General features: G+C 69.4%; 16 protein-coding genes. 13 read left to right on the top strand and 3 right to left on the bottom strand.

What is annotated here, in order from left to right:
* The first annotated feature begins 20 nt into the window (after nucleotides 1-20).
* Entirely contained in the window at nucleotides 21-560 is a 540-nt protein-coding gene (locus AB0L00_RS11175) for a hypothetical protein (RefSeq protein WP_364431478.1), read from the top strand.
* Nucleotides 561-607: 47 nt separating this feature from the next.
* Nucleotides 608-1,030: a hypothetical protein gene (locus AB0L00_RS11170; protein ID WP_364431475.1), complete on the top strand. Its 423-nt coding sequence runs from the start codon at nucleotides 608-610 to the stop codon at nucleotides 1,028-1,030.
* A 162-nt stretch (nucleotides 1,031-1,192) separates the two neighbouring features.
* On the opposite strand, the gene AB0L00_RS11165 is transcribed toward AB0L00_RS11170, so the two are convergent.
* Complete coding sequence (locus tag AB0L00_RS11165; RefSeq protein WP_364431472.1) at nucleotides 1,193-1,495, bottom strand: muconolactone Delta-isomerase family protein; 303 nt, start codon at nucleotides 1,493-1,495, stop codon at nucleotides 1,193-1,195.
* A gap of 137 nt (nucleotides 1,496-1,632) precedes the next feature.
* Between AB0L00_RS11165 and AB0L00_RS11160 the strand changes: the two genes are divergently transcribed.
* From AB0L00_RS11160 to AB0L00_RS11145, 4 genes are all read left to right on the top strand, one after another.
* Nucleotides 1,633-2,556, top strand: a complete 924-nt coding sequence (locus AB0L00_RS11160; protein WP_364431469.1) for a LysR family transcriptional regulator — start codon at nucleotides 1,633-1,635, stop codon at nucleotides 2,554-2,556.
* Nucleotides 2,557-2,845: 289 nt separating this feature from the next.
* Nucleotides 2,846-3,838: a zinc-binding dehydrogenase gene (locus AB0L00_RS11155; RefSeq protein ID WP_364431466.1), complete on the top strand. Its 993-nt coding sequence runs from the start codon at nucleotides 2,846-2,848 to the stop codon at nucleotides 3,836-3,838.
* 67 nt (nucleotides 3,839-3,905) lie between these two features.
* Nucleotides 3,906-4,247, top strand: coding sequence for an EthD family reductase (locus AB0L00_RS11150; RefSeq protein WP_364431464.1), 342 nt, complete (start codon nucleotides 3,906-3,908; stop codon nucleotides 4,245-4,247).
* A gap of 124 nt (nucleotides 4,248-4,371) precedes the next feature.
* Nucleotides 4,372-5,367, top strand: a complete 996-nt coding sequence (locus tag AB0L00_RS11145) for an RNA polymerase subunit sigma-70 (RefSeq protein ID WP_364431461.1) — start codon at nucleotides 4,372-4,374, stop codon at nucleotides 5,365-5,367.
* Between the two features lie 188 nt (nucleotides 5,368-5,555).
* Here AB0L00_RS11145 and AB0L00_RS11140 read toward each other — a convergent pair whose 3' ends face one another.
* Complete coding sequence (locus tag AB0L00_RS11140; protein WP_364431458.1) at nucleotides 5,556-6,515, bottom strand: SDR family NAD(P)-dependent oxidoreductase; 960 nt, start codon at nucleotides 6,513-6,515, stop codon at nucleotides 5,556-5,558.
* A 182-nt stretch (nucleotides 6,516-6,697) separates the two neighbouring features.
* On the opposite strand from AB0L00_RS11140, the gene AB0L00_RS11135 reads away from it, so the two are divergent.
* The 3 genes from AB0L00_RS11135 (at nucleotide 6,698) to AB0L00_RS11125 (ending at nucleotide 9,359) form a co-directional block, all read left to right on the top strand.
* On the top strand, nucleotides 6,698-7,591 hold the full coding sequence (locus AB0L00_RS11135; RefSeq protein ID WP_364431455.1) for a helix-turn-helix transcriptional regulator: 894 nt from the start codon (nucleotides 6,698-6,700) through the stop codon (nucleotides 7,589-7,591).
* Between the two features lie 201 nt (nucleotides 7,592-7,792).
* A complete protein-coding gene (locus AB0L00_RS11130) occupies nucleotides 7,793-8,986 on the top strand; it encodes a GNAT family N-acetyltransferase (RefSeq protein ID WP_364431453.1) in 1,194 nt (397 codons plus the stop codon).
* 13 nt (nucleotides 8,987-8,999) lie between these two features.
* On the top strand, nucleotides 9,000-9,359 hold the full coding sequence (locus tag AB0L00_RS11125; protein ID WP_364431450.1) for a hypothetical protein: 360 nt from the start codon (nucleotides 9,000-9,002) through the stop codon (nucleotides 9,357-9,359).
* A 424-nt stretch (nucleotides 9,360-9,783) separates the two neighbouring features.
* On the opposite strand, the gene AB0L00_RS11120 is transcribed toward AB0L00_RS11125, so the two are convergent.
* Nucleotides 9,784-12,444, bottom strand: a complete 2,661-nt coding sequence (locus AB0L00_RS11120) for a DEAD/DEAH box helicase (protein WP_364431448.1) — start codon at nucleotides 12,442-12,444, stop codon at nucleotides 9,784-9,786.
* Between the two features lie 576 nt (nucleotides 12,445-13,020).
* Here AB0L00_RS11120 and AB0L00_RS11115 point away from each other — a divergent pair.
* The 4 genes from AB0L00_RS11115 (at nucleotide 13,021) to AB0L00_RS11100 (ending at nucleotide 26,558) form a co-directional block, all read left to right on the top strand.
* Nucleotides 13,021-13,971: an HNH endonuclease gene (locus AB0L00_RS11115; protein WP_364431446.1), complete on the top strand. Its 951-nt coding sequence runs from the start codon at nucleotides 13,021-13,023 to the stop codon at nucleotides 13,969-13,971.
* A gap of 347 nt (nucleotides 13,972-14,318) precedes the next feature.
* The gene (locus AB0L00_RS11110; RefSeq protein WP_364431443.1) at nucleotides 14,319-19,520 is read left to right on the top strand and encodes a DEAD/DEAH box helicase; all 5,202 of its coding nucleotides are present in this window, start codon (nucleotides 14,319-14,321) and stop codon (nucleotides 19,518-19,520) included.
* A gap of 109 nt (nucleotides 19,521-19,629) precedes the next feature.
* Nucleotides 19,630-22,470: a helicase-related protein gene (locus tag AB0L00_RS11105; RefSeq protein ID WP_364431441.1), complete on the top strand. Its 2,841-nt coding sequence runs from the start codon at nucleotides 19,630-19,632 to the stop codon at nucleotides 22,468-22,470.
* Nucleotides 22,467-26,558 (top strand): DNA methyltransferase, encoded by a 4,092-nt coding sequence (locus AB0L00_RS11100; protein WP_364431438.1) that lies wholly within the window; start codon nucleotides 22,467-22,469, stop codon nucleotides 26,556-26,558. Before AB0L00_RS11105 ends, AB0L00_RS11100 begins: the two co-directional genes overlap by 4 nt.
* Nucleotides 26,559-26,565 lie beyond the last annotated feature (7 nt).

The raw sequence follows: 26,565 nt of genomic DNA, 5'->3' as shown, positions 1-26,565 counted from the left end.
GCGCCTGCCCGGTCTGCCGCATGACCGACCAGACCCAGCCGGTGCCCGGCATCGTCTCGTCCCAGACGTCGTACAGCAGCGCGTACGTCCGGGGCTACCGCGCGTACGGCGCGGCGAGCTCGAACCTGGCGGGGATGCTGAGTCTCCCGGTGGTACGGCCGCCGCGCGGCATGGTCACCGCCGGATGGATCCTCACGCTGATCGGCGTGCCGTTGGCGGCGCTGTTCGTGCTGGTCTCGTTGCATGCACGCCACAGCTCGTCACATCCCGCGCCGATGTGGGCGTCCGTCGTGGCACCCCTGTTAATGACGCTTCCGCTCTGGCTCCCGGGCCTGATCTGCATGGTCATCGGCTACGTACGAATGAGCGCCTTCCGCCGCGGAGCCCCGCTCCGCGAGAAGGCCTGGCAGGTCTGGTCGACCGCCCGCTACTGCTTCCGCGACCACATGGTCTTCCTCCCGCACGGCGCCCACGCACCGGCCGAGCTCGCCCGCTCGCTCATCCTCGACACCGCCCAGCACGCGCTCACCGGCCCCCATACGCCCAGCCTCAGTGCGTAGAACTGATGGCGCTGCATCGCCTACCAGTGCGGATAAAGGAGCTTGGGTTGGGACGCAGGGCGGAACTCGACTTGACGTTCCGGGTACCGGTCGGCCTTGATCAAGTATTAGAGGAACTGGGCAGCGCCGGCTGGATCCCCGTAAAGGACGATGAGATCCTTTACGCGTCGGGAGACTACGACTGGAGCTTCGCGAGTTCCGGGCACTATGCCGAGGTCCGCGAAGATTTGAAGAGCACACTGGCGAACGACGATGACGCCGCAATATCGCTATGGACGGCCGAGGGGCCTGGGATCAACCTCATGTTCCGCCCGGGCATGACCCGTATCAACGTCGGTCTGGACTTGTCTCGCCGCACGCTGGACTACTCCCCGGAACTCACCGATCTGCCCTGGTACCTGAGCAAGCTCCTTCCGTTCGCGCGGCTAGGTCTCGTCGCAGTCGCCGCCCGAGACGAATACGAGGTTTAGGCGCGGCAGCGGATGCTGACCGGAGAATCGGTCATCAGCTGCCATTGAGTGAGTCGAAAGAGACCGGCTCCCCACCGCCGGGAAGACGGCGGGGAGCCGAGGAGAGGCTCTCACCGTGCAGGGGCGACGGCGGCGAGCCACAGGGGAAGGGGCGCCTCGTGGTCAGCCGGCGGCGTCGCTTCGGCCCGGATCGTTGGGGTGGGGGTTCAGGGCGGTGACCGCGAAGGCCATCCAGTCATGCAGGGGCAGGGTGCCGAGGACCTTCTCGTGCAGTTCGGCCTCGTCGGCGGCGCGCCAGATGCCGACGCTGCGCAGTTCGCCGACCGGGCGCCAGAGCCGGACCAGGTGGCCGGCGGCGGCCAGTTCGCCGGCCCGTACGGCTTCGGCGGCGCGACGGCGCTCGACCTCGGCCGGGTCGGTGCCCGCCGGGACATCCGTAGTGATCTCGACCAGAAACTCCCTCATGGCCGCACCTTCATCCTCATCGGCGGGCGCCATGACGTGCCGCGCATCTCCATGGCCCCAGAGTGCATCCGTGACCAGTGCCGACGCCACGACCGGCTTTCTCCCTGCTGATAGGCGGAGCCTCCCAGAGCCGTACCATGGCGAAGGTGGAGCTGCGCCAATTGCGGTACTTCCTCACGGTCGCCGAGGAACTGCACTTCGGCCGGGCCGCCGAGCGGTTGCTGATCGCCGGACCCTCCCTGTCGCAGCAGATCAAGGCGCTCGAACGCGACCTCGGGGTGCGCCTGTTCGACCGCGACCGCCGCTCGGTGGCCCTCACACCGGCCGGCGCGGCCCTGGTGCCACACACCCGCGACCTGCTCGAACGCGCCGATGACCTGCAACGGCGCGCGGCCCGGATCTCCGGCTCCGAACCGGTACGGCTCGGATACGTCAACTGGGTGCCCGCCGACCTGACCGCCCGTACCTCCGCGGTCGCGCAACTGCACGTCGACACGTGGATCGTTCCCTCCCACGCCCAGGCGGGCAGGGTCGCCGACGGCAGCCTCGACCTCGCGGTGTGCTGGGTACGGACCACGGATCTCGCCGAGCTGAACCTGCGGGCCCGGCTGCTCGGCGCCGACCGGCTCTACGCCGTCTCCACCGGCGAGGACACCAGCGAGATTCACGCTCGCGACACCGCCGTCCTCATCGACGACGACACCGGTTCCTGGAGCTCATGGAACCTCTTCGCCGAACAACTCGCACGGGACACCGGCGCCCGCCCGGTACGCATCTCCGACGGCGGCATCGCGGGCCCCGCCTTCTTCGACCACGTCCGCCGCAGCCGACGCCCGATCATCAACTCGCCCAAAGGCCAGACGACCGCGCTGCCCCCGGATCTCGTCCAGCGCCCGGTGACCGCCCCGAAGGTCTACTGGACCTGGTCACTCGTCTGGCGCAGCAGCGAGGTACGGCCCGCCGCGCTCGCGACCGCCGAGACTCTGACCGAGAGCGTCGGCGACCTCGGAATCCACGAGCCGGACGCCTGGCTGCCCGCCGACGACCCGTACAAGCGGTAGCCACCGCCGCTCCAGGCCGAGGTCGACCGCCGACGATATGGACCCCGCCAGGTGCCCGGGGGACAGGCGCGGCCTGACTCCGCTGTTCTGGTCGCACGTGCTCCCGTACGGAAGAAGGCCGGCTCGACATGAACGGCAGGCTCACCCTCGGCGGAAGCCGACCCCGTGCGGTTCGGGGGCGGTCGATTCCTTTGTGCGGCGGCCGGGGTCTACATGGGTGGGAGGCGGGCCCGCGCGACGGGCCGTTCGGTCTCTCTCATCTACGCCGAGAAAGTAAGGCTGATCGCCAATGAGCATTCCCGCGACCATGCGCGCGCTGCAGCAGACTTCCCTCAACGGCCCGCAGGACATGCGCCTGATCACCGACGCGCCGGTGCCGAGCCCCGGCCAGGGCGAGGTCCTGATCCGCGTCACCGCCGCCGGGGTCAACTTCGCCGACATCTCGAAGGCCCACGGTACGTTCGCAGGTGGCCCGCGGCCACCGTACCTGGCGGGTTTCGAGGCCGCCGGTGAGGTCGTCGCGGTGGGCGAGGCGGTGACCGGGCCGCAACCGGGGGCCCGCGTCGTCGGCGTCGGAACCGGCGCTTTCGCCGAGTACATGGTCCTGCCCGCGGCTGCGGCGGTGCCGGTGCCCGCGGGATGGACGGAGCAGCAGGCGCTGGGTCTGGTCGTGAACTGGCCCACCGCGCTGGCCGCGCTCAGGCCCCTGGGCGGCATCGCTGCCGATCATGTCGTGCTGATCCACGCCGCGGCGGGCGGGACCGGCCAGGCCGCGGTGAGAATGGCCAAGCACTACGGTGCGACGGTCATCGCCACCGCCTCGCCGGGCAAGCACGAGATGGTGCTGGCACTGGGAGCCGACCACGTCCTGGACTCTCTCGGCGGCGACCTCGCCGCCGAGGTGATGGACCTGACCGGTGGCTCCGGCGTCGATGTGGTCCTGGAGTCCGCCGGCGGCGCCACTTTCGCCGCCAGCCTGGCCGCGGCCAAGCGGGTCACCGGCCGGGTCATCGTCTACGGCGTGGCAGGCGGCGAAGCCCCGATCACCAACTGGGAGCTGGTGTACAAGCACCAGGTCCACATCGTCGGCCTCAATATCGGCGTGCTGATCCAGGCCGCACCGCAGATCTTCGGCGAGCTGATGGGTGAGCTGTACGCGCTGATCGCGGCCGGCGTGCTCGCCCCCAGCCGGCCGACCGTGTACGAACTGGCCGACGGCCCGAAAGCGCTGACGGAACTGGAAGCCAGGGCCACCGTCGGCAAACTGGCCCTGCTGCCCTGAGAAGACCCCGTAGTACCGAGCCGGTGACGCCGCACACCGGAGGTTCTCATGACAGGAGCTGGAACAGATGACCGCAACCGTGGACCCGGCCACTGAGCAGAGGGCGCGATTCGTCGTGCTGTACGACACGCCCTCCGACGTCGACGCGTTCGAACGTCACTACAACGACGTCCACATCCCGTTGGCGAAACAGTATCCGGGACTGCGTCGTTACACGCGCAGTCACGAGCCGGCAGCCGTGATCGGCGAGCCGTGCTACATGGTCGTGATGCTGGACTGGGACGACATGGCCGCGCTGGAAGCCGCGCTCGGGTCGGAGATCGGCCGGCGCACCGCCGAGGACGCCGCGGCGAACCTGGCCCGCTACGCGACCTTTCGCGGCATGATCCTGCAGCTCGACGAGGTCTGATCGTGGACGCCGCCGCTGCGAGAGGGTCCCGCCTCGTCGACAGTGCCCGAGCCGGCGCCTGGCGTTGTCGGCGGCGTCGGCACGTGGACCATGCCCAGACGTGCTGCGGTACTAGGCTCCCGGCGTGACATCGGAACTTCGGGCGGCGCCGAATCAGGACCGGTTCACCGCCGAGACCGAACGGTTCCGCCGGGAGCTGTTGGCGCACTGCTATCGCATGGTCGGCTCGGCGCACGACGCCGAGGACTTGGTGCAGGAGAGCTATCTGCGGGCGTGGCGGTCCTACTCCGGATTCGAGGGCCGGGCGTCGATTCGGTCCTGGCTCTACAAGATCGCCACCAACGTCTGCCTGAAGGCGTTGAAGCCGCGCCCGATCCGGGTGCTGCCCTCAGGCCTGGCAGGCCCGTACGACGGACCCGATCGCCCGCCGAGTCCCGTTGCACCGGGCGAGGTCTCCTGGCTGGAACCACTGCCGGACGCATGGATCGCCCCGCCCGCCGACGATCCGGCCGCGGTGGTGGTCGAACGCGAGTCGCTGCGGCTGGCGCTCATCGTCAGCCTGCAGCACCTGCCCGCCCGCCAACGCGCGATCCTCATCCTGCGCGAGGTGCTGGCGTTCTCGACGGCCGAGACCGCGGAGGTCCTCGACACCACCACGGCGGCGGTCAAGAGCGGTCTGCAGCGCGCCCGTGCCCGGCTGGACGAACTGGAGCCGAAGCCCGAGGAACTGCTCGAACCGACCGACCAACGGGCACGCGCGCTTCTCGACGGCTACATCGCAGCCTTCGAACGCTCCGACGCCGGTCTGCTGGAACAGGTACTGCGCACGGACGCCACGCTGGAGGCGACGCCATTCCGCGATTGGCAGGCAGGCCGGGCGATGTGCATCCACATGCTCGACGCGTACGTGCTGGGCACACCGGGCGACTGGCGGATGATCGCCAGCACGGCCAACGGCCAACCCGCCGCCGTCGTTTACCACCGGGACGCGGACGGAGCGCTCCGCGCCGACGGCGCCGTGGTGCTGGCCGCCACCGCCACCGGCGTCTCCCGCGTGATCAAGTTCCACGATCCCGCGCTGGCCGCGACGTTCGGCTTCCCGGACGTGCTCGCGCACTGACACCACGATGGCGCCGGATCAACCCCAGCCCGACCGCGGGCCCCCGTTTTCCCTGCCCGCCTACCACCGGCTCGTCGGCCACCTCCCACCTCCCGGCCTGGCCGCCCACCACCAACCCCCGACCGTCGACCACCAGTCCTGCCGGCCGCCCACCACCAGGTTCGGTGACCGCCGGCAGCCGTGGGAGGTCAGGAGCGCTGCTCGGCGGCGGCGAGCAGCTCGAGTGAGAGCCGCCACAGCCGGGCTGCCTTGGACGGGTCCAGCGCGTGGTCCGCGACGCCGCGGCGTACGCCCGGCCGATGGGGTTCGGCCTCCTGGCAGTCCTCGAAGTACTTCCCGGTGACGCCCTCGACCAGGGGCGAGGCGGCGAGCAGCACCGAGGTCGCGGCGCCCTGCTCGATGTCCTTGACCGACACACCGTTGCTCCGGCCGGGTTCGTACGAGGCCGGCGCGTTCGTGGGCTCCCCGATGTGCCGGCCGAGGTTCGTCGAGGCGATGCGCCCGGGGTTGAGGGCGTTCACGGCGATGCCGTCGGCGGCCCACCGGCGGGCGGCCTCGACGGCGAACAGGATGTTCGCCGTCTTCGACTGGCTGTATGCGGCCCAGGGGTCGTACGGGTGGTGCTCGAAGTTGACATCCTCGAACAGCACCTCGCCGTTGAGGTGCCCGACCGAGCTGACGACGACGACCCGGGCGTCGCCCGCCGCCGCGAGCGCGTCGTGCAGGCCGGTGGTGAGCGCGAAGTGACCGAGGTGGTTCGTGGCGAACTGTAGCTCCCACCCCTCCGCGGTCCGCGTCTCCGGCGATGCCATGACCCCCGCGTTGGCGACGAGGACGTGCAGCGGCCCGTCCCACGCGGCCGTGAACGCCGCGATCGACGCCCGGTCGGCCAGGTCGAGCGGCGCCACCCGGACCCGTACGCCGCCCGTCGCCGCCGTGATGCCGGCGGCGACCTTCTCGCCCGCCGCGACGTCCCGTACGGCGAGGGTGACCTCGGCACCGGCGGCGGCGAGCGCCCGCGCGGTCTCCGCGCCGATGCCCGACGAGGCCCCGGTGACGATCACCCGGCGACCGGTGAGGTCGACGCCCGCGACGACCTCCGCCGCCGTGGTCCGCGCGCCGAACGGAGTGGTGACACGTGCCGTCATGAGAGTGCCTTCCTGTGCTGCCGCCCGGCGGTCGGTCGCGCGCCGGGCGGTGAGTGCCGTACCTCCAGCGAAGCAGCCCGATCGAGCCCGCCGAGCCCCACGACGGGCCCCGCTCGACCGGGGGACCGGCAGTACCCCTCTGGCGCCGGATCCACCGCGACCGCGCACGTACGGTGGATGGCATGGACGCGCACTCTTCCGCACGACGCGACCGCTCCGACCTGGGGGAGTTCCTGCGTACGCGCCGCGGGCGGGTCAAGCCGGAGGACGCCGGTCTGACCCCCGTACCGACGGTCCGCCGGGTGCCGGGGCTACGCCGGGAGGAGGTCGCGCAGTTGGCCGGAGTGAGCGTCGACTACTACGTCCGCCTCGAGCGCGGCCGGGACGTCAACGTCTCCGAGGCCGTCTTGGACGCCATCGCCCGCGCCCTGCGTCTCACCGCCGACGAGCGCTCCCACCTGCACGCGCTCGCCCGGCCCGTACGCGGCCGGCCACGGCCGGTGCCGCCCCAGCGGGTACGGCCCAGCGTCCACCGGATCCTGGAGACGATGGGCGACAACCCGGCGTTCGTGGTCGGCCACCGCACCGACGTGCTGGCCGCCAACCGCATGGCACGGGCGCTCCTGACCGACTTCGACGCCCTGCCGTACCGCGACCGGAACATGGCCCGCTACATCTTCCTGGACGAGGCCGCCCGGAGCCTGTACGCCGACTGGGAGACCGTCGCCCGCAGCAGCGTCTCGGCCCTGCACCTGTACGCCGGACGGCACCCGCACGACCCCCGGCTCGCCGAACTCGTGGGTGAACTGTCCGTACGGGACCGCGATTTCCGCCGGTGGTGGGCCGACCACGACGTGGCACGCCGCACGCACGGTTCTAAGCGTTTCCACCATCCCGTGGTGGGCGACCTGACGCTGAACTACGACGTGCTCGCGGTGACCGACGACCCCGACCAGCTCCTGGGCGTCTACACCGCCGAACCGGGCAGCCCGGCGGAGGAGGCCCTACGCCTGCTGGCCGCCTGGACCGCCGACACCCCGCACGAGAACGACCGGACCACCCCGTACGTTCGGTGAGCCGTCACGCCGTTGGCACCGCGCAGGCGGCCGGCTCACCCCGGACGACGTCGTCAACACCTGGCCCCTCGAACGCCTGCACGCCTACCTGAACGCCGACTGAATCCTTGGATACGCGTCGTTGACTCGGCGGTGACGCGCACATCGCCCAGAGGCCGGATGATCAACCCTCGATTCGATCGGCTATGGTGCCTTCGTTCAATGAGAACGGAGCGGATCCTCTTGCGCGTAGGTACCGACCGTGTTGGGCGAATCGGCGACCTGGAAGTGACGAGAGTCGCCACGGCCGAAGCCGTCTCCGCCGACGAGTGGCACACCCTGCTCGGACCAGATGGGTTCTATTCGAGCCGTGAATGGATCCGTTCGCTGGAACTCGCGCATGGTCCGGACCCAGTGATCGTGGCGAGGACCGGAGACGGCATCGCGGGATTGGCACCCACCTGGGGTGGCGATCCGGCCGACCGCGAACTGTTCTCCCTCGGAGCGCTGACCGACGGCCTGGCCGGGCCGTGGGACCGGCCATTCCTGTGGATCGGCGGCCGGAGGGCGACCGCCAACGCGGTGCCGTGCGTCTCTGGAACAGGGCGGGCGGCCGTCCTGCACGCGCTGGTGACGGAGGCGTGCGCGGAGGCCCGGGACCGAGGCGCTGCCGGAGTCGTCTGGCCGTACCTGCCGGGTCCGGCGGCGCGGGAACTGGCCGAATCTGCGCCTGGCGCCCGCGCCCTGCTGCAGACGGCGGACGCGATACTGCACGTTCCTTCTGACGGCATGGAAGGTCTGGCGGCCAATGCGCGACGCGAGGACCGCACCAAATGGCGGCGAGAGTTGAGAGCGTTCGAAGCGTACGGTGGCGTGGTCGAATGGCGATCGCTGGCCGATGTGGACACCGACCGGGTGGCCGAACTCGTCGCGGGGACGCGAACCCGGTACGGGGCCGCCGGCGGCGTCGAGTGGATGCGCCGCGTGCTCGCCGCCCAGCACACGGCGGGGGTGGCACGAGCCGCCGTCGTCTGCCTCGCCCGGTACGGCGGACGGGTCGGCGCCGCCGCGGTCTTCTACCGGCACCATGATTGGCTCTATGGCCGTTATTGGGGGGCTGAGGAGAAGGTCCCGCCGTTCACGTACTACGTCCTGACGCATTACGCGGCGGTGGATTGGGCCGCGGCCCACGGTTTTCGTCGCATCCATCTGTCGGTATCCGCATGGGAGGCCAAGGTGCGTCGCGGCGCGCGACTGTACCCGCTGGCGATGGCGCTCGTTTCCGCGGATGGCGGTCCTGACCTGGTATCGAACTTCGACATCGCGGCACACAACGACCGTGTCGCCGGCTCCTGGCGCAAACGCTTCCGGTCCCGGCCGGACGCGCTCGACGCCTCCTGGGAAGAGTGGTTTTGAGAGAGGACAGAAAGTGATTCATCTGGTGTACACGTTCCGGCCGACCCCCTACGCGCAGGAGAACCTGCCGGAGTTCTGGGAATGGGTACGTGATCGCGAAGATTGGTTCTATGACGGGCTCGACATGGTGCTGAAGACGGATTGGTTCGTGCGCACCATCGGCCCCGACGTCCACTGCGTCGAACACTTCGTCGCATTCGCCGACGAAGCGGCGTGGGGCGCCTACCGCCGGGCCGTGTCGGCCAAGAGCCGGGATCCGAAATGGGAGGCGCGGCGCATCGAACAAGGCCGGTGGTACGACATCCTGGACGCCCGGATCCTTTCCGATCCCCCGGTGCGGCTCGGCCGGCCCTCGGCGGCCACGCCGGCGTGAGCGACAGCGGCGCCCGACACCTCCCAGGAGCGCCGCCCGCCGACCTGCCCGGGTGTCACGGACTGGTCGGGAACCCGGTCAGGGTGACGGTCCGGGTTCGCGGGTCGATGCCGGCGAGTGCGGCGACAGCGCCTGACATACTGCTCGGTCATGTCGCGGCCCATCACCGCGATGTCGCCGTTGTCGAGTTCCCAGATACCGGGGCACGCCGGGGTGGCGTTCGTGTTCCCCCGTTCGAAGGCCGTCTTGCCGAGGCGCCGTCTGAAGCCGGCTGCCGGGTCGGCCTCCCAAGGTCGCTTCATCACGTCTCCGCGTTCGCTCCCGCTTGGCTTAGAACATCACACGGTGACCCGGCTCGGACAACGACCTCCCGCGTAAGACCAGCAGCGTGGCCGTCCCAGCGACCTCCGCCCTTTCTACGAGATCAGCGCTCGGCGGCGCGCTCGGCGAGGCGCCGGCGTTCGGCGGCGACGACCTGGCGGACGAGTTCGGCCTCGGACAGGTCGACCGCCTCGGGAGTGGAGTCGGCCAGATCGCTGACCCGGGCGAAGTCGTCGAACAGCCGCTTCTTCCGCGCCAGCAACTCGACGATCCGCTGGTCCACGCTGTCCTCCGACAGCAGCCGGTGGACCTGCACCGACTGCACCTGCCCCATCCGGTGCGCGCGGGCGATGGCCTGGGCCTCGGAAGTGGGCTTGAGCTGCGGTTCACAGATGACGACGACGGACGCGGACTGGATGTTGAGCCCGACGCCGCCGGCCACGATCTGGGCGACCAGGACGGCCCCGTGCTCGGCCGACGAGAAGTCGTCCACGATCTGCTGCCGTTGGTCCGCCGGCACCGACCCCGTCAGGGGCCCGAACACCGGCCCCCACAGCGATCGGGCGACCAGGTCCAGCACCTCCCTGAAGTAGGAGAACACGATGACCCGCCGCTCGTTCGCCTCCGCTTCGCGGACGATCTCGATGAGTCGCCGTACCTTCTGGGACCGGTGTCCGTGGAGCATGGCCGCCTGGCGCATCTCCATGAAGTTCGAACGCCGGACGGCGGTGCGATAGCGGTCGGCGTCGGCCGCGGACATGGGCAGCCATTCCTCGACCTCGATGAGCTCGGGAAGCTCGGTCAGCACGTCCTCCTGGTTCCGGCGCAGGTACGCGGGCGCGATCTGCCGCCGGAACTTCCGCGGCGACAATCCCGTGGCGTCGACGACGAGGTCGGGGCGGACGTACGACGCCAGGTTGCGGAACTCGGCGACCCTGTTCTCCAGCGGCGTGCCGGTGAGGAGGATCGCGCGGTCGCATCGCTGGATGAGGCGCTTCGTCCTGACCGTCCGCTGGGCCTCCGGGTTCTTGATGTAGTGCGCCTCATCGACCACGACGCACGCCAGATCGTCGATCTGCGCCAGGGCCGGCTCCCACCACGCCAAGGTCTCGTACGTTGTGACGGCGACTCCGCCATCACGCCGCCAGGCGCGGGCCGCGCGGTTGCGCTCCGGCCCGTGCACCCGGTGCGCCCGAAGCTTCGACTTGCTCGTCACTTCGCGGATCCAGTTGGTCACCACCGCGGCCGGGCAGATGACGAGGAAGTGCGTCTCGTCTCGGCTGCGCAGGTGGGCGAGGACGGCGAGGGCCTCCACGGACTTCCCGAGGCCCATCTCGTCCCCGATGATCACCTTGCGCTGCACGAGGGCGAAGCGGGCCGCGAAGCTCTGGTAGCCGCGCAGTGACGCGGTCAGGTACTCGCCGCTGAGCGCCTGGTCGCGTACGGCCTTGACGATCTCCTCGGGGAGATCGCCGTGCACCGCGTCCTCGTCCTCGGTGAGAAAACCGAGCTCGGCGAGCATCGCGAAGTAGTCGGCGGGCCGGGCGAGGAAGTCCTCCCACGGGTCCGCGGCGGCATCCTTCCGGCGGCCGGGCGTGGGGGAGTCGCCGAGCAGTTCGGCGCGCCGCTTGACGATGTCGATGCTCTCGCGCAGGTCCGCGACCGCGAGCGTTCCCGTCGGGATCACCAGGAGATGACTCGTCCTGCGGCCGATCGCCGTCCGCAACGGCGCGAGCTCGGCGGCACGCTCTAGGTCGGCCGCCGCACCACGGGTCTGCCGGTACGCGTCCCACTCGGAGAGGCGGCGCAGCAGCTCGGTGGTCTCCGGACGACGGTCGTCGATGTCGATCCGTACGGGCATCTCGTCGTACGTCGCCTGCCAGATCGTCTGCGCGGCTCCGAGCATGTACCGTGCCGAGGTCTCCCCGACACCCGGGAGCGTCTGCAGCGAGCCGTCCCGTTCCAGCACCTCCTGCACCGTACGGATGCCCGCCTGGGTGAGCGCGCCCAGCCGGAGGCGTTCGCCGGTGGCCGCCTTCAACGCCTCGACCGGCATCTCCTGCAGCATCCGCCGAACGTCGGCGGCCCGGACCTGCTGCCCCGCATGGAGCGCGGCCGAACGGTACGAGGCTTCGCCCGCGACGGCACGGTCGATGATGTCGAGGGCCTCGGCCAAGCCGTCGACGGCGGACCGGTCGAGCAGCTCGGGTTCCGGACCGCTCGGCCCCGGCAGGAGGGAGAAGCGGAGGGCCGGGTCGAGCAGTGCCTCGAATCCGGAGTCCGCCCGGTCGACGGGCGTGGAGAAGACGCCGAGCCACTCCAGGCGCCGCAGCGCGTCTGCCTCGACGATCCTCGGATGCCGGCTGCGCAGGAATTCGGCCGCCTCGTCGGCCGTCTGCTTCTTCGCCGAGCCGCTGAGGAAACGGCGTACGCCGAGCCCGCGGGCCACGTCCGCGAGAGCGCGGGGCACATCTCCGGTGAGCAGCCGCAGCAGGGACTGGTCGGCGGATGTCGTCACCGGCAGGTTGGCGCGTTCCCGAAGGTGCCGGACGACGCCGGCGTCGTCCTTGCCGAGCGGAACGACCCGCCAGGCGGACTCGCCCGTCCGGTCGATCACGAGGCTGCGGGCGAGCAGGTTCTGTTCGGCGCTGTCGGCGCTGTCCGAGATCGCCTGGCGCCAGGACCGGACGTCGGTGGCTTGTTCACTCCATCGCCGGAAATCCGCTACGAGGTGACGAACCTGTTCGCGCTCTGTTCTGTCCATGCCTCGCCACGGAGATGGTCGACGGGTCAGCTTGAGTGATGGTAAAGGAGAAACCTGCGACGGGGGATGCGACCTCCAAGGCCACAAGCGGCGTCGATGTCGCGCTCATCAGCGATGTCATGCTCGTCAATAGGGCCTGGCGGCAGGCCGTCGATCCGGAGGCAACGGGTGAGGCTCGAGGATCTCGTGTCCGATGTCTGGGTGTCCGGGTGACCGTCGGTCCCGTCGGCCTCGCACACGACCAGTTCTGGTACGCCGCCACCACCTTCGCCGACGTCGACTTCGGCGCCTTACCACCACGGGCATCGCCGCCGACTTGCCAGAGCCCCAGGTCGTTGGCGCCGCCCCCTCTTAGAAGAAGGCCGATCGAGCGGAGGCCGATCGATGTCGCTCCCGTGAGAGGTGCAAGTGCAGCGGGGTGGCCGTCCCTCCGATGTTTCGGTAGGACTGTGAGGCAAAAAGCTGCCGAAACATTCGCACGATGCTCGTCAGAGCCATCAGAAGGACGCATGCTGCCGCAAGAAGCGAAGTGCCCGATATTGGCGAAATGATCGTTGAGTTTGGATAATCCGATGAGTGAAGAAGGCGTGGGTCGGGGTCACAGACGGATCGTGGTATCGGTTCCTTGCCGAACGCCCGGAGCTCGGTGAGGTCAACTTCTGGCGGCCGTCCAGCAAGGATGAGTTCAAGGCGCTTAACCGAGGCGATCCGTTCTTCTTCAAGACCAAGGCGCCGCACAACCGAATCGTCGGTGGTGGCTTCTTCAGCGGCTTCGAGCGGTTTCCGCTGTCGGAGGCGTGGGACCTGTTCGGCGAGGCCAACGGCGCGGCGAGCTTGGATGAGCTGCGGCAGCGCCTCAACGCGAACCGGAGAAGCAACCCGATCGCGGTCGGTGATGATCCGGTCATCGGATGCATCCTGGTGCGTGACGTGCGCTTCTTCCCCGCAGGACAGGAGGCCGACCCACCCCAGGACTTCGCACGCAACCTCGTGCAGGGGAGGGGGTACAAGCTCAAGGAACACCCGGAGGCCGCCTACCTCACTCGCCTGGCCACTCGACTACTCGGATACGACGTCGAGATAGACGACTCGAAGCCATGGCATCTGCCCGGGCCTGTTCTGGGCGACCCTCGCCTGCAGCCTCGCCGCCTCGGGCAGGGCTCGTTCAAGACGGCCGTGCTCGAAGCGTACGGCCGGCGGTGCGCGATCACGGGCAGCCGGATCCGCCCGACCCTCCAGGCCGCGCACATCCTCCCGGTCAGTGAGGGTGGTCTGCACAGCCTGGACAACGGCCTGCTGCTGCGTGCGGACGTGCATGTCCTGTTCGACAAGGGCTACCTCAGCGTGGACCAGGATTACCGGCTCAAGGTCAGTCCACGGTTGCAGGCGGACTTCGAGGACGGCGAGGAGCTCTACGCGCGAGCCGGTCAGCCGATCGCCCTGCCCCAGCGTGCCGCCGACCGCCCCAACCGGGACTTCCTCGAATGGCATGAGACGCGCATCTTCAAGGCGTCACGACGGGGCTGATCATTTCTCGGATAGTTTCCCCAGGTCAGGGTGATAGTGGTTGATTGTGTCAACCGATCTCGAGGGCTCGGCGTCTGATTCACGTGAGCGGGTTGGGTTGTTCTCGCGTGTCGACGGTTGTCGATATCCGGCATTGAAGTTCCGTAGTTCGGCCGCGAGGGCTTCTCTCTGCTCCTGTCCTGGTATGTACTCGTACCGACGGGTTGTGGCCTCCGAATAACATTTCGAGGTCTACTATCGACGATTCGCGCCTTTATCGGTAACTTGCGTGGCGAAGTTGCTGCGGGCGGAGGATGTCGGGGCATCCCGGAGGACCGCAGGCGTGCGCGGGGTGCAAAGGGGAGTGCGTGGACGTCTTTCGGGTTCATGGCCAGCTCATCGACGACTACCGAGCGTTCACCTCTGGTGCCGTCAGCGTCAGGGACGAGAACATCGCCGCCAAGGTGCGCGAGGGTCTCGACGACGGCGAGCAGTGGCCGGATCCGTGGCTCTCCCTCAACCCCAGCTTCGAGAGCGGCGGCACGGTCCCGGACCTCGTCAAGGCGGGCGTGCTCCACCCCGAATGCGAGCGAATCTTCCGGAGGGATAAGCCAGAGGACTCCCTCGACGGCGAGCCGATGGAGCTCTACAGGCACCAGCGCGACGCGATCGAGGCCGCTCGCACGCGGGAGAGCTACGTCCTGACGACCGGCACCGGATCGGGCAAGTCGCTCGCCTACGTCGTCCCCGTCGTCGACCGGGTGCTGCGCGAGCGCGACCAGGGTATCCGTGGCGGCGTCAAGGCGATCATCGTCTACCCGATGAACGCGCTGGCCAACAGCCAGCGGGAGGAGCTGGCCAAGTACCTGCAGCATGGTTACGGAAACGGCCGCGAGCCCGTGCGGTTCGCCCGCTACACCGGCCAGGAGACGGAGGCCGAGCGCCGGGACATCCTGGACGACCCGCCGGACATCCTCCTGACCAACTACATGATGCTAGAGCTGATGCTCACGCGTCCGCGCGAGCGGAAGGGCCTGATCCGGGCCGCCTCGGGCCTGCGTTTCCTCGTGCTCGACGAGCAGCACACGTACCGCGGTCGGCAGGGCGCCGACGTGGCAATGCTGGTGCGCCGAGTCCGTGACGCGTGCGAGGCACCCGACCTGCAATGCGTCGGCACCTCCGCGACCATGGCCAGCGGCGGCAGCAGCGAGGACCAGCGACGCGATGTCGCCGACGTCGCGAGCAAGGTGTTCGGCGTCCCGATCGAGCCGGACCGGGTCATCGGCGAGACGCTGCGGCGGGCCACGGAGGACGGCCGTCACGATTCGGCGGAGCTGGTGGCCAAGGTCGACGCGCCGACGTCGAAGGCGACGTACGACGAGCTGACCCGCGATCCCCTCGCCCGGTGGATCGAGTCGACATTCGGCCTGGACACCGAGAAGGGCACCGGCCGGCTGATCCGCCGTCGTCCCACGACCATCCGGCGGGCCGCCGCCGACCTCGCAGCGCTCACCGGGAAGGACGAGGGCGACTGCGCCGAGGCGATCAAGACGACGCTCCGGGCGGGCGCCGAGGCCCTGCATCCCCAGAAGAACCGCGCGCTGTTCGCCTTCCGGCTGCACCAGTTCCTGTCCAAGGGGGAGACGGTCTACGTCTCGCTCGAGCCCGAGGACACCCGCCACATCACCCGCGACTACCAGCTGTGGGTCCCGGGGGAGCCGGAGAAGCTGCTGCTCCCGTTGGCCTTCTGCCGCCAGTGCGGCCAGGAGTACCTGTCGGTCGCGCGGGACGACAGTGGCGGCCGCCCGCGCATCCGGCACCGTCGCGACGAGGACGGCGAGGCCGGATACCTCTACATCTCCGCAGCCGCCCCGTGGCCGGACAGCCTGACCCAGGCCCTGTCCGAGCAGCGGCTGCCCGACTCGTGGCTCGCCGTCGACTCCGGCGGCAACCCGGAGGTCATCCCCTCCCGGCGCAAGTACGTTCCCCAGGTCCTGAACGTCCTGCCCGACGGGACGATCCTCGACCGCGACCTGGGCGGCACCGGCGGCGTACGGGCGGCGTTCATCCCGACGCCGTTCGGGTTCTGCCTGAGCTGTGGCGTCGCGTACGACCAGATGCGCGGCAACGACTTTGGCAAGCTGGCCAGGCTCGACCAGGAGGGCCGCAGCTCGGCCGTGTCCGTGCTGAGCGGCAGCGTCGTCCGCAGCCTCCAGGAGATGCCGCCCGAGGAGTTGAGCGAGAACGCCCGCAAGCTGCTGACCTTCGTCGACAACCGGCAGGACGCCAGTCTCCAAGCCGGTCACTTCAACGACTTCGCGCAGGTCGCCCAGCTGCGCGGTGCCCTCTACCGGGCCGCCGCCGAGGTCGGCGACGAGGGCCTGCACCACGAGAACGTCGCCCAAGCGGTGGCCGCCCAGCTCGGTCTCGGTCATGCCGACTACGCGGCCAACCCCGAAGAGCTGACGACGCAGCGCCGGCGTACGGAGAAGGCGCTGCGGGACGTCATCGCGTACCGGCTGTACGTCGACCTGGAGCGCGGCTGGCGGGTCACCATGCCCAACCTGGAGCAGACCGGCCTGATCAGCATCGACTACGCCGACCTCGACGAACTGGCCGCGAAAGAGGACGTGTGGGAGGGCGCGTACGGTCCGCTGCGCACCGCCGAACCCGGGCTCCGCGCGGAGTTGATGCGAATCCTGCTCGACGAGATGCGGCGGGTCCTGGCCATCGACGTCGGCTGCCTCACCGACCTCGGCTTCGAGGAGATGAGTCGGCTGTCGCGGCAGCTGAAGGACCCGTGGGCGCTCGCCGAGCGGGAGAAGATGGCGCCGGTCGGCACGGCGTTTGCCCGGTCTGGCCGAGCGGGCGGCAGCCGCAGCGAGCTCAATCTGTCGGGCCGCAGCAGGTTCGGCCGCTACCTGCGCCGGCCGGGGCGCTTCGCCGCCTGGACCGATCGGGTCGACACCGACGACGCGCAGCGGATCATCTCGGACCTGCTGAAAACCCTGGCCGTGCACGGGCTGGCCACCGAGGTCGTCCAGCCGAGGGACGGCGGCGCACCCGGTTACCGCATCAACGCCGCCGCGATCGTCTGGCGGGCGGGCGACGGAGAGTACGGCGTGGCCGATCCGCTGCGCTGGCAGTTCAACGGCACCGACAACCGTCCGCGCGTGAACCCGTTCTTCCGGAACCTTTACCGGAACCGGTCACGGGGCTTCGCCGGCCTGTTCGCCCGCGAGCACACCGCGCAGGTGCCCGGCCCGGTCCGGCAGGACCGCGAGCAGGCGTTCCGCACCGCGAAGCTGCCGCTGCTGTACTGCTCGCCGACGATGGAGCTCGGCGTCGACATCGCCGGCCTCAACGCCGTGACGATGCGGAACGTCCCGCCGACGCCCGCGAACTACGCCCAGCGCAGCGGCCGGGCCGGCCGGTCCGGGCAGGCGGCCCTCGTCACCACGTACTGCGCCAGCGGAAACAGCCACGACCGGTACTACTTCCGCCGCTCGGACGAGATGGTGGCCGGGGCGGTGGCGCCACCGCGGCTCGACCTGAGCAACGAGGACCTGATCCGCTCGCACGTCCACGCCATCTGGCTCGCGGAGACGGACCTGCCGCTGGGCCGGGCGATGCCCGAGCTGATCGACCTGTCCGACGAGCGGAAGCTGCCCCTGCACGACCACGTTTGGGACCAGCTCCGCGACCCGCAGGCCCAGGACCGCGCCCTGGGCCGCGCGCAGCGGATGCTCGCCGGCCTGGAGGAGACGCTCGGCAAGGAGACCTCCTGGTGGGACGACGAGTGGCTGGAGCGGGTCGTACGGTCGGCCCCCGGTGAATTCAAGACTGCCTGCGAGCGGTGGCGTGACCTCTACCGCAAGGCCAAGACCGAGCGCGAGACCCAGCACCTGCGCGCCGACGACTACACCCTGACGACAGAGGCCCGGAACCGCGCCAAGCGCCGCCGCGCGGAGGCCGAGACCCAGCTCCGGCTGCTGCGCAACGAGCAGGACGGCGAGATCCTCTCGGACTTCAACCCGTACCGTTATCTCGCCTCCGAGGGCTTCCTGCCCGGCTACTCGTTCCCGAGGCTGCCGCTCGCCGCGTACATCCCCGGGCGCGGCGGCCTGAAGGCCGACCGGGACGGCGACTACCTGCAGCGTTCCCGCTTCATCGCGATCCGGGAATTCGGCCCCGGCGCGCTGATCTACCACGAGGGCAGTACGTTCCAGGTCCGGCGCGTCCAGGTGCCGACCGAGGCCAGTGGCGAGGTCGCGACGGGAGAGGCGCGCCGGTGCGGTAACTGCGGTTACCACCACACGCCCGAAGTCGGCACCGACCGCTGCGAGATGTGCGACATGCCGCTGCCCACGGCGGTCAGCGGGTTGATGCAGCTGCACACCGTTTTCACCGAACGGCGCGAGCGGATCAGCTCCGACGAGGAGGAGCGCCGCAGGGCCGGGTTCGAGCTGGAGACCTCCTACCGCTTCCAGGACCACGGCCGGCGGAAGGGCCGCCTGGACGCCGTCGCGGCCGACGAGGACGGCCGCGTCGCCCAGCTCAGTTACGGCGACAGCGCCACGGTCCGCGTCGCCAACCTCGGATATCGCCGGGGCCGGAACCGCGAGACGGGTTTCTGGCTCGACACGGTCAACGGTCGCTGGCTCCCGTCGCGGGACCCCAAGAAGCCGACGCCGGGCACCGAGATCACAGACGAGGAGACCGGCCTGGCCGATGGCGAGACCGAGGACACCGTACGACGCCAGCGCGTCATCCCGTACGTCGAGGACCGCCGCAACATCCTGGTGCTGACCCTCGCCGAGCCGGTCCCGGTGGAGGTCGCGACGTCGCTGCAGTACGCGCTGGAACGCGGCATCGAGGCGGTCTTCCAGCTGGAGGACTCGGAGCTGACCAGCGAGCCGCTGCCGCCCGACGCAGGGCCCGACCGGATGCGCATGCTGTTCATCGAGAGCGCCGAGGGCGGCGCGGGCGTGCTGCGGCGTCTCCAGGCCGAGTCTGGGGAGCTGGCGCGGGTCGCGCGGGAGGCGCTGCGCATCGCGCACTTCGACCCCGACACCGGCGCGGACCTCGGCGGCCCGCTCATTCGCACCCGCTGCGAGCGCGGCTGTTACGACTGCCTGCTGTCGTTCGGCAACCAGGGCGTCCACCACCTGATCGACCGGCGTACGGTCCGCGACCTGCTGCTTCGCCTGGCGGCGGGCCGTATCCGGCGCAAAGAGGACGCCGAGGAGCTGATCGAGAAGGCCGACAGCCGCCTGGAGGGCGAGCTGATCACCTGGCTGAGTAACCGCGGCTACCGGCTGCCCACCGAGCAGCAGGTCCTGGTCACCGAGGCCGTCGCCCAGCCCGACTACGTCTACCGACTTCCCGGGGCCAAGGTCGCCGTGTTCGTCGACGGCCCGGCGCACACCGGCCCGGTCGCCGCCCGCGACGCGGAGGCCGAGGAACGGCTGATCGACGCGGGCTGGCACGTCATCCGCTTCCGCCATGACGACGACTGGGACTGCGTCGTCCAGGAGAACCGCAGCATCTTCGGGCCCGGCGAGAACTGAGCCGCGGCGACCCCCCGAGAGGACACGTCACTTCATGAGCACGAACGCGCCGGAAGCCGTCCGATACGCCCCCGGTGCACTGGTACGCGCCCGAGGACGCGAATGGGTCGTGCAGCCTGGTTCGGACACTGACCTGCTGGTGCTGCGCCCGCTGGGCGGCGCTCAGGACGACCTGGTCGGCGTGCTCCCGGCGCTGGAGAAGGTCGAGCCGGCCAGCTTCCCGCCGCCGACCGCCGACGACCTGGGCGACCAGTCGTCCGCGGGGCTGCTGCGCTCGGCGCTGCGCATCGGCTTCCGCTCCGGCGCGGGCCCGTTTCGCTCCCTGGCGCAGCTCGCCGTGGACCCCCGCTCGTACCAGTTCGTGCCGTTGCTGATGGCGCTGCGGCAGGAGACCGTACGGCTGCTGATCGCCGACGACGTCGGCATCGGCAAGACCATCGAGTCCGGGCTGATCGCCGCGGAGCTGCTGGCCCAGGGCGAGGCGACCGGCCTGGCCGTGCTGTGCAGCCCGGCGCTGGCCGAGCAGTGGCAGGAGGAGCTGCGCGCGAAGTTCGGCATCGAGACCGAGCTGGTGCTGGCCTCCACCGTACGGCGGCTGGAACGCTCCCTCGACGTCGGAGAGTCGCTGTTCGGCCGGTACCCGAACGTCATCGTCTCCACCGACTACATCAAGAACCCGAGGCACCGCGACGAGTTCGTCCGGCACTGCCCGGACCTGGTGATCGTCGATGAGGCGCACACTTGCGTCCCCGCCGCGACCGGTAGCCGTGACGGCAGGCAGCTCCGCTACGACCTGGTCCGGCAGGTCGCCATGAAGCAGACGGCCGACGGCCAGGACCGCCACCTGGTGCTGGTGACCGCGACTCCGCACAGCGGCAAGGACGAGTCGTTCCGCACGCTCCTCGGCCTGCTCGACCCGGAGCTGGAGACCGTCGAGCTGGACACCGAGGCCGGTCGCCGGCGGCTCGCCCGGCACTTCGTCCAGCGCCGCCGCGCCGACATCCGTACGTTCATCGGCGAGGAGACCCCGTTCCCCAAGGACCGCAAGAGCCTGGAGGTCTCCTACAAGCTGTCCGCCGACTACCGCAAGCTGTTCGAAGCCGTACTGGACTACGCCCGGGAACAGGCGCTCGACGAGAGCGACGGCGTCGTACGGCAGCGGGTCCGCTGGTGGTCGGCGCTGGCGCTGTTGCGCTCCCTGGCGTCGTCTCCGCGTGCCGCCGCGCAGACCCTCCGCACCCGCGCGGCGAACCTGGAGGCGACCTCGAAGGAGGAGGCCGACGCGCTCGGCCGCGCCGCCGTCCTGGACCTCACCGACGACGACTCCACCCAGGTCGTCGACGCCGCGCCCGGGGCGGACACCGAGGACGGCACCGGCGGCGCCCCGCAGCAGCGGCTGCGCCGGCTGGCCAAGCAGGCCGACGCCCTGGAGGGCAAGGCCGACAAGAAGTTCACCGAGCTGACGGCCATCGTCAAGGACCTGCTCAAAGAGGGCTACAACCCGATCGTCTTCTGCCGCTTCATCCCCACCGCCGAGTACGTCGCCGAGCACCTGGCCGCCGCGCTCGGCAAGAACACCGCCGTCGCCGCCGTCACCGGCACGCTGTCCCCGGCGCAGCGCGAGTCGCGCGTCCAGCGTCTGGTCTCCGGCGCCACCGCCGACGACATCGAGGACCGGGAGCCGCCGGAGCGCCGGGTGCTGGTGGCGACTGACTGCCTGTCGGAGGGCGTCAACCTCCAGGAGGGCTTCGACGCCGTCATCCACTACGACCTGGCCTGGAACCCGACCCGCCACGAGCAGCGAGAGGGCCGCGTCGACCGGTACGGCCAGCGCCGTGACGTCGTCCGCGCCGTCACCCTGTACGGCGCGGACAACCAGATCGACGGCATCGTCCTGGACGTCCTGATCCGCAAGCACGCCGAGATCCGCAAGGCCACGGGCGTGTCCGTCGCGGTCCTCGACGAGTCCGACAGCGTGATCAACGCGGTCCTCGAAGGGCTGCTGCTGCGCCGCGAGGACGCCGAACAGCTCACCCTCGACTTCGGCGTCACCTCCCGGCGCGACGACCTGCACGCCGAGTGGGTCAGCGCCGCCGAACGCGAGAAGGCGTCCCGGGCCCGCTTCGCCCAGCACGCCATCCGCGCCGAGGACGTGGCCCGCGAGGTCGCCGAGGTTCGCGCCGTGCTCGGCTCCGGCGGGGAGGTCGCCGAGTTCACCGAGACGGCCCTGGTGAAGCTGCGCGGGCAGGTCGCCCCCGCGGCCGACGGCGGCTTCACCGCCGACACCGCCGGCCTGCCGTCCGCGCTGCTCAGCGGCCTGGAAGCCGTGCTCGGCGCCAAGCACGCGCGCAACATCGCCTTCCATCCGCTGCCACCGGTGAAACGCGGCGAGGCCGCGCTGACCCGTACGGACGCGGCCGTCGGCACCATCGCGCGGTTCGTCCTGGACGCCGCCCTCGACCCGAAGCTGGACGGCTGGCAGCGTCCGGCGCGCCGTTGCGGCGTCATCCGTACGAGGTCCGTGCCCAAGCGCACCACCCTGCTGTTGGTCCGCTACCGCTTCCACCTGTACCTGCCGACCCGCGACGGCGGACGCCGCCAGCAGATCGCCGAGGATGCCCGCGTCCTCGCCTTCCGCGGCAGCCCCGCCAACGCCGAATGGCTCACCGAGGACGAGGCCTTGGCCCTGCTCGACGCACGAGCCGACGAGAACACCGCGCCGGAGTTCGCCCGGTCCACCGCCACCCGCGTCCTGGACGGCCTGGACGCCATCCGCCCCCACCTGGAGCAGTACGGCACCGACCTCGCCGACGCGCTGCGCGCGTCGCACGCGCGGGTCCGCGAGGCCGTCGGCGCGATCCGGCGCGGCCTGCGCGTCGAAGCCGAACCCGACGCCGACGTCCTCGGCCTGTACGTCTACCTGCCGATCACCGGAGAGGCCACCCGATGAGCCGCACCAGCACCCTCCCCGTCGGCGTCGCCTCGGTCGGCGGCCTGCTGCCCGAGGAGACGCTGCGCCGCCTGTCCACCGGCAACAGCCTGCCCGGCACCACGCCCGCCGCCTACCACCTCGGCAAGGACGAGACCGTGGTCGACGCGGCCGAACGCGCCTGGACGTACCTGCGCGGCCGGTACGCGTCGTTCAAGGACCAGCTCGCCAAGCTGTCCGAGGACGACCCGGCGATCGGCGTCACCCGGGAGTACTGGCTGGGCCGGCTGTTCCAGGAGCTCGGCTTCGGTCGCCTGCCGCACACCCCCGCCGGGGGACTGACCAGCGACGACGGCGAGAAGCAGTTCGCCATCAGCCATCAGTGGCAGCACGTCCCGATTCACCAGCTCGGCTGGGGCGTCGCGCTCGACAAGCGCACCAAGGGCGTGCCCGGCGCGGCCGACTCGGCCCCGCAGTCGCTGGTGCAGGAGTACCTCAACCGCAGCGACGCCGCCCTGTGGGGCATCGTCACCAACGGCAGGCTGCTGCGGGCGCTGCGCGACTCCAGCGCGCTCGCCGGCTCCGCGTACGTCGAGTTCGACCTGGAGGCCATCTTCGAAGGCGAGGCGTTCGACGCCTTCGTGCTGCTGTACCGCGTCGCCCACGTCTCCCGCTTCGAAACCCAGGGCGAGGACGCCGGCCCCGCGTCCTGCTGGCTGGAGAAGTGGCGCCAGGAGGCCATCGACTCCGGGCTCCGCGTCCTCGATCAGCTCCGGCTGTCGGTCAAGGCGGCGATCGAGGCCCTCGGTACCGGCTTCATCCAGCATCCTGACAACGACGTGCTGCGTAAAGCCCTGGCCGACCGGGACAACACGGAGGTCACCCCGGAGACGCTGCACCGGGCGCTGCTGCGCGTCGTGTACCGGCTGCTGTTCCTGTTCGTGATCGAAGACCGCGGCGTGCTCTTCGCGCTGGACACCCCGGTAGCGGCGCAGGACCGGTACATGGCGTTCTTCGCCACGGCGCGGCTCCGCCGCCTGGCCGCCCGCCGCCACGGCGGCCCGCACTCCGACGAGTGGCAGGCCCTGAGCCTGGTCCTCGACGGCCTCGGCCGGAAGGACGGCCTGCCCGAGCTCGGGGTACCCGCCCTGGGCGGGATCTTCAAGCCGACCGATGCCGACCGGCCCCTGTTCGGCTGCGCGCTCGCCAACGAGCACCTCTTCACGGCCGTCCGGTCGCTCTCACGCGTACGGGATCTCAAGGCTCGGCGGATCCGTCCGGTCGACTTCCGGCACCTGGGCGCGGAGGAACTCGGCTCGGTGTACGAGTGGCTCCTGGAGTACGTGCCGAAGCACGACGCGGCGCAGCGGACGTTCGCGCTGCTGGAACTCAGCGGCAACGACCGCAAGAAGACGGGCTCGTATTACACGCCGACCTCGCTCGTCGACTGCCTGCTCGACACGACCCTCGACCCGGTGATCGACGACGCCGTGAAGTCCGCCCGGACGAAGGAGGAGCAGGAGAAGGCGCTGCTCGCGTTGACCATCTGCGACCCGGCCTGCGGCTCTGGTCACTTCCTGGTCGCCGCCGCCCGCCGAATCGCGAAGCGCCTCGCATCCGTCCGTACCGGTGACCCCGAGCCGGGCATCGAAGACGTACGGCACGCGCTGCGGGAGGTCGTCTCACAATGCATCTACGGCGTGGACCTCAACCCGATGGCCATCGAACTGGCCAAGGTCTCCCTCTGGCTGGAGACGGTGGAGCCCGGCAAACCGCTCGGCTTCCTCGACGCCCACCTCAAGGTCGGCAACGCGCTCCTCGGCACGACCCCGAAGCTGCTGGCCGGCGGCCTACCGGACGACGCCTTCAAGCCGATCGAGGGTGACGACAAGAAGTGGGCTGCGGCGCTGAAGAAGCGCAACAAGGCCGAGCGCGAGGCGTGGGAGAAGCGAGCCTCGCAGCTGCAGGGGAAGCTGTTCGACGACTTCGGCCTGCGGTCGGGCAACGCGGACCTGGCCGAAGCGGCGACCGGCATCACTCAGCGTGGCGACGGCACCTGGGCCGACATCGATGCCCAGGAAAAGGGCTTCCAAGCCCTCCAGGAGTCGGCGGCATACGTCGACAAGAAGCGCGTCGCCGACGCCTGGTGCGCCGCGTTCGTCTGGTGGAAGGTCGAGGACAAGGGCTACGTCGGCACCCAGCGACGCGCGCCCGCGATCACGATGGACAACCTGCTCGACGTCAAACGCGGCGCGATCGCCCCCGAGATCGGCGCCGAGCTAGAGAAGCTCACCGAGCAGTACTGCTTCTTCCACTGGCATCTGGAGTTCCCCGAGGTCTTCGGCGTGCCCGAGGAGGAAGAAGCATCAGGCGTCGATGAGCGAACCGGCTGGACCGGCGGCTTCAGCTGCGTCCTAGGCAATCCGCCGTGGGAGCGCATCAAGCTTCAAGAGCAGGAGTTCTTCGCGACGCGTGACGAGGAGATCGCGACCGCGCCGAACAAGGCTGCCCGGGCGCGCCTCATCGAGGCGCTGAGAGAGAATGAGCCCAAGCTATACGCCGAATTCGGCAGTGCCAAGCGACAGGCCGAGGCGGAAAGCCACTTCCTTCGCATGTCCGGTCGCTACCCGCTCACCGGCCGTGGCGACATCAATACGTACGCCGTGTTCGCCGAGGCCGACCGGAACATGCTCGGGTCACATGGACGACTGGGCGTGATCGTGCCTACGGGAATCGCCACCGATGCCACCACACAATACTTCTTCCGCGACGTCGCCCAGTCTGATTCCCTTGCTTCGCTCTATGATTTTGAGAACGCGGCACCGCTCTTTTCGAGTGTGCATAGGTCATTCAAGTTTGCGCTACTCACGCTTACTGGACGCGAGGCCCGAGAGTCGAAGGCCGACTTCGCCTTCTTCCTACACAACCCCGCCGAACTCGGGGTGCCGCTCAAGCGTTTCTCCTTGAGTCCCGAAGAGATCGCCCTGATCAACCCGAACACAGGAACCTGCCCGGTCTTCCGTAGCCGCCGCGACGCTGAGATCACGCTCGGCATCTACCGGCGCCTTCCCGTTCTGGTCCGTGAAGGCGATCCTGACGGCAACCCGTGGGGCATTTCATTTATGACAATGTTCCATATGGCCAACGATGCTCGCTTGTTCCGGACCCGGGAACAGCTCGAAGCCGACGGCTGGCGCCTGCAGGGCAACATCTTCGTTCGCGGCGACCATCGTTACCTTCCTCTGTATGAAGCGAAGATGCTGCATCACTACGACCACCGTTGGGCCACCTACGAACAAGACGATTCAATCCGTGACGTCACTTCGACCGAGAAGCGAGACCCAAACTTCGTCGTGATGCCGCGCTACTGGGCTCCGGAGCACGACATTCCGACGGGTGGGCTTGATAAACAATGCCGTCCCATAATTGATGCTGGTATTGCCTCGCGCCTGACTGCTAAGGAATGGCACCATGGCTGGCTCCTCGGATGGCGCGATGTATGTAGAGCGACCGATGAGCGTACTGCGATTCCTGCCTTTATTCCACGCGTCGCAGTGGGGCATAAATTCCTACTAGCGCTATCAAACCAGCCGATGATACGTCTCGCAGCGCTCATTGCCATGCAAAGTTCCATGGCGTTCGATTATGTAAGCCGTCAGAAGATAGGGGGCACCAGTATGAGTCTTTTCATCTGGATGCAGCTCCCTGTGCTGACATTCGATATTCTGGACTCTCGGGCATCGTTCATCGCTTCTCGTATCCTCGAGCTCGTGTATACGGATCGTGGAATGGCTCCTTTTGCGCGTGATCTCGGGGATACAGGAACGCCGTTCCTATGGGACGAAGAGCGGCGGCGCTTGTTGCGAGCTGAGCTGGATTCGGCGTTCTTCCATCTGTATGGGATCGACCGGGATGGCGTCGACTACATCATGGAGACGTTCCCGATAGTGAAGAAGAAAGACGTAGCGGCCTTCGGGGCCTACAAAACCAAGGAATTGATCCTTGATGTCTACGACGCGATGGATCAGGCGATCCGGACTGGGGAGTCGTATCAGACGATCCTTAACCCGCCACCAGGGCAGGGAGCGCGCCACCCGGCTCGAATTTGATCGATAA

This window comes from Actinoallomurus sp. NPDC052308, assembly GCF_040679195.1.
GTDB classification, from domain to species: Bacteria; Actinomycetota; Actinomycetes; order Streptosporangiales; family Streptosporangiaceae; genus Actinoallomurus; species Actinoallomurus liliacearum.
Note: the sequence above shows the minus strand (reverse complement) of the source record. Positions and strands in the feature narration are given on the sequence as shown.

Coding starts and splice junctions, on each gene's coding strand:
- AB0L00_RS11135 (WP_364431455.1), top strand. CDS start 6,698: ATGGACGCGCACTCTTCCGCACGACGCGACCGCTCCGACCTGGGGGAG.
- AB0L00_RS11155 (WP_364431466.1), top strand. CDS start 2,846: ATGAGCATTCCCGCGACCATGCGCGCGCTGCAGCAGACTTCCCTCAAC.
- AB0L00_RS11100 (WP_364431438.1), top strand. CDS start 22,467: ATGAGCCGCACCAGCACCCTCCCCGTCGGCGTCGCCTCGGTCGGCGGC.
- AB0L00_RS11175 (WP_364431478.1), top strand. CDS start 21: ATGACCGACCAGACCCAGCCGGTGCCCGGCATCGTCTCGTCCCAGACG.
- AB0L00_RS11150 (WP_364431464.1), top strand. CDS start 3,906: ATGACCGCAACCGTGGACCCGGCCACTGAGCAGAGGGCGCGATTCGTC.
- AB0L00_RS11160 (WP_364431469.1), top strand. CDS start 1,633: ATGGCGAAGGTGGAGCTGCGCCAATTGCGGTACTTCCTCACGGTCGCC.
- AB0L00_RS11140 (WP_364431458.1), bottom strand. CDS start 6,515: ATGACGGCACGTGTCACCACTCCGTTCGGCGCGCGGACCACGGCGGCG.
- AB0L00_RS11165 (WP_364431472.1), bottom strand. CDS start 1,495: ATGAGGGAGTTTCTGGTCGAGATCACTACGGATGTCCCGGCGGGCACC.
- AB0L00_RS11120 (WP_364431448.1), bottom strand. CDS start 12,444: ATGGACAGAACAGAGCGCGAACAGGTTCGTCACCTCGTAGCGGATTTC.
- AB0L00_RS11130 (WP_364431453.1), top strand. CDS start 7,793: ATGAGAACGGAGCGGATCCTCTTGCGCGTAGGTACCGACCGTGTTGGG.